Below are 2,639 nucleotides of genomic sequence, written 5' to 3' on the forward strand. Positions count from 1 at the left end.
GGGGTGAGGGGGTATCTGCTCCGGTGGCTGGGGTCGCTCGGCTTCAAGACGTCAGACGGCGCCGTGGAGCTTCCGAAGACGTACTGCAGATACGCGCCCGCGTCTCTGCTGGAGCATATATACTTCATAAAGGGCGCCTTCGAGGCGCACGGTGAGTTCTTCATGGGAGACCCCCATGGGCGCGAGGTGCTGGTCATATTCAAGACGGGGAGTAGGAAGTTGGCCAAGTCGCTTAGGCTGCTGGGGCTGGCCCCCCTTGTGACCGCCGACGAGGCGGGCGTCAGTCGTTTTATAGTTCTGTACGAGAGGCGTGACGTGGAGAGGTTTGTAAAGCTGGTTAAGCCGGTGGTGGAGGACGTCCATATAGCCGAGGCGCTGGGGCTATGCGGGCGGAGGACGTTGTAGAGTTGCTTAACTACGTGGGGATTGTGGCCTTTGCGCTGTCTGGGGCGTTGAAGGCGGGTGAGAAGGATATGGATCTGCTGGGGTTTGTGGTGTTGGGGTTCTCCACGGCGCTTGCGGGGGGTATTATCAGGGATTTGCTACTCGGCAGGGTCCCCCCGGTGAACGTGGTGTACATGCCGTATTCGCTGACCGCAATCGCCGCCTCTCTGGCGGCGTTCTTCCTCTACCCCTATGTGAAGAAGGTCAGGGACTACGTCCTCTACCCCGACGCGGTGGGTTTGGGCGCCTTCGCCGCTATCGGCGCGGATTTGACTGCGAATTACTGCCAGTTGCGGGGGCTGGGGGACTGCTGGCTGACGGTGATGATGCTGTCTTCGGTGACGGCCGCCGGCGGGGGGGTTATCCGCGATGTTCTCGCCGGGGAGGTGCCAGCGGTGTTGCGTAGGGAGATCTACGCCTCTGCGGCGGCTGTGGGCGGCCTAATATACCTGGCCGCCTTGGGGCTGGGGAGGGAGGTGGCCATGCTGGTTACAATTGTGGCGGTTATCGCCATTAGGATTGTGTCGCTGGCCCGGGGCTGGGAGCTACCCCGGATTAGACAAGGCAAACCGCGCGTCTAGGCAACGCAGTCCCAGCTTCCTGTGCACGACGCATGGGGCGTCCTCGGGGGGCTCCCCCTCTGTGACTATTCTAAAGCCCCTTAGGTGGGCTTCGTATAGGGGGTGTAGTGGTGGCTGGCTTGACATGGGGACGACGCACATGGTCTCGCCGTCGTAGATCTCCCGTCTCCCCGCGTTGCGCGCGACGTAGATTGTGGCGTCTCCCCCCCTCAGCTCGTATATGGTGCCTAGGGGCCTCTGGGGGTGCCCGGCGCCTCCGACGGGCATGTGGGACAGCACCACCAGGCCTAGGTCGCAGGTGGTGATGCCGAGCCCCAGCTTCAGCACCCTCTGCATGGCTAGTATGTCCAGCTCGGTGGCGGCGGGGAAGAGCTCAAGTAGCTTCGCCCGGAGCTCCCCCGCTCCGAGTACCCCCCTCCTCGCCTGTGTGACGTAGGCGTAGACCGCCTCGACTACGCTTAGCGTGCCGAAGCGAGACCACGTGCCGATGGCTTTCTCAAAGCCGTCGTAGGACTGCTTTATGACTACCGCCGTGAGCACGACCTCGGGCTTGTCAAGCATATCGACGTTTAGAGGTCCGTAGTACTCGGGGTGGTCAACCCAGCCAAGCACGGGAGGACGTGGCGAAATTTATAAAATGTTTTTGAGCGCGCGGCGCCCTTTACCTACGCCCCTCCAATTACGGGGGCCTTCGCGGCCGCTGAGGGGGATGCCGGGGGGTGTTTTCAGGCACCTGCTGGCGCCCCCCACCTGTGTCGTGTTTGGTTGTGTGTCTGTTTTCTATCGGATTTGCGTCTCCTTGCCTGGGGTGGGGTACAGGTCGTTGTGGGCGTCGCGGCGTCGTGTGGCGCGTCGCCGCGGCCCGGTCAGCTACTCCCACATGCGCAGGAGGGTGTGCTGGGCGCCGGTGTCGCCTCTAGTGGGTGTTGGATTGGTGGGTTACGGATTTTGTGGGTGGGTGGCTAAAGGTCTAAAGATATTTAAATGGATCGTAACGCCAGTCTGTGGCACCTCGTTTCTTTGTGTTTCCAGGGTATAGAAGTGTAGAAGATGAGCCGAAGATTAGACAGCTGATCTACAGGGGGCTGAAGGAGATCGAGACGGAGATTAGGAAGAGGATGCTTAACTCGGATAACGTGGAGGAGTTGGGTAGGATTTTGAAGGCTGTGAATATGATAGCTGTGAGGGTGAAGTCTATAGAGGGGCGGGCGACGTCTAAGAGGGAGATTGAGCAGATAGACGCCGTGATTTTCGATAAGATGAATACCGTCTTGTCTCTGCTGGCTAGTAAGGACTACGCCTCTATACTCCCGGTGGTGTCCGACTTGGAGAAGTTGGTGACTCGGCGGAATTCTCTGTTTTCCTAATGGTGTGCCTAGACCCGCTGACTCCGGACGAGTTTGCGCTGTGGTACCGCCACCTGGGGAGGCTACGGCTCTTCTGGGCTAAGCCTGTGGTGGAGCTTCTGCCTCTGTACAGAATAGCAGAGGGGTGTGTGCTGAAGGCGCGGTGGGCCTCGGAGAGGCCGAGGCTCGAGGAGGCGTACATAGCCATTTTGAAGAAGATGCGGAGGCTCGACTTCCTGGCCCCGCTTCGGGGTACCAAGATCCTTAT

At 60.2% G+C, this 2,639-nt stretch carries 4 protein-coding genes and 1 pseudogene; 4 read left to right on the forward strand and 1 reads right to left on the reverse strand.

Features of this window, described 5'->3' with window-relative positions; genetic code table 11:
• Positions 1-405: hypothetical protein (locus ACP5J3_RS12760; RefSeq protein ID WP_428496032.1), on the forward strand; the 405-nt coding region annotated here is incomplete at its 5' end.
• Complete coding sequence (locus ACP5J3_RS12765) at positions 384-1,025, forward strand: trimeric intracellular cation channel family protein (protein WP_428496033.1); 642 nt, start codon at positions 384-386, stop codon at positions 1,023-1,025. The genes ACP5J3_RS12760 and ACP5J3_RS12765, both read left to right, overlap by 22 nt.
• Here ACP5J3_RS12765 and ACP5J3_RS12770 read toward each other — a convergent pair.
• Positions 990-1,637 (reverse strand): hypothetical protein, encoded by a 648-nt coding sequence (locus ACP5J3_RS12770; protein WP_428496034.1) that lies wholly within the window; start codon positions 1,635-1,637, stop codon positions 990-992. The two genes, ACP5J3_RS12765 and ACP5J3_RS12770, sit on opposite strands and share 36 nt — an antisense overlap.
• Before the next feature lie 392 nt (positions 1,638-2,029).
• Here ACP5J3_RS12770 and ACP5J3_RS12775 point away from each other — a divergent pair, with 392 nt between their 5' ends.
• On the forward strand, positions 2,030-2,392 hold the full coding sequence (locus ACP5J3_RS12775) for a hypothetical protein (protein ID WP_428496035.1): 363 nt from the start codon (positions 2,030-2,032) through the stop codon (positions 2,390-2,392).
• A pseudogene (locus ACP5J3_RS12780) lies at positions 2,392-2,639 on the forward strand (hypothetical protein); the annotation flags it as partial. The gene ACP5J3_RS12775 and the pseudogene ACP5J3_RS12780, both read left to right, overlap by 1 nt.

The organism is Pyrobaculum sp. (assembly GCF_049971835.1).
Taxonomy (GTDB): Archaea; Thermoproteota; Thermoprotei; order Thermoproteales; family Thermoproteaceae; genus Pyrobaculum.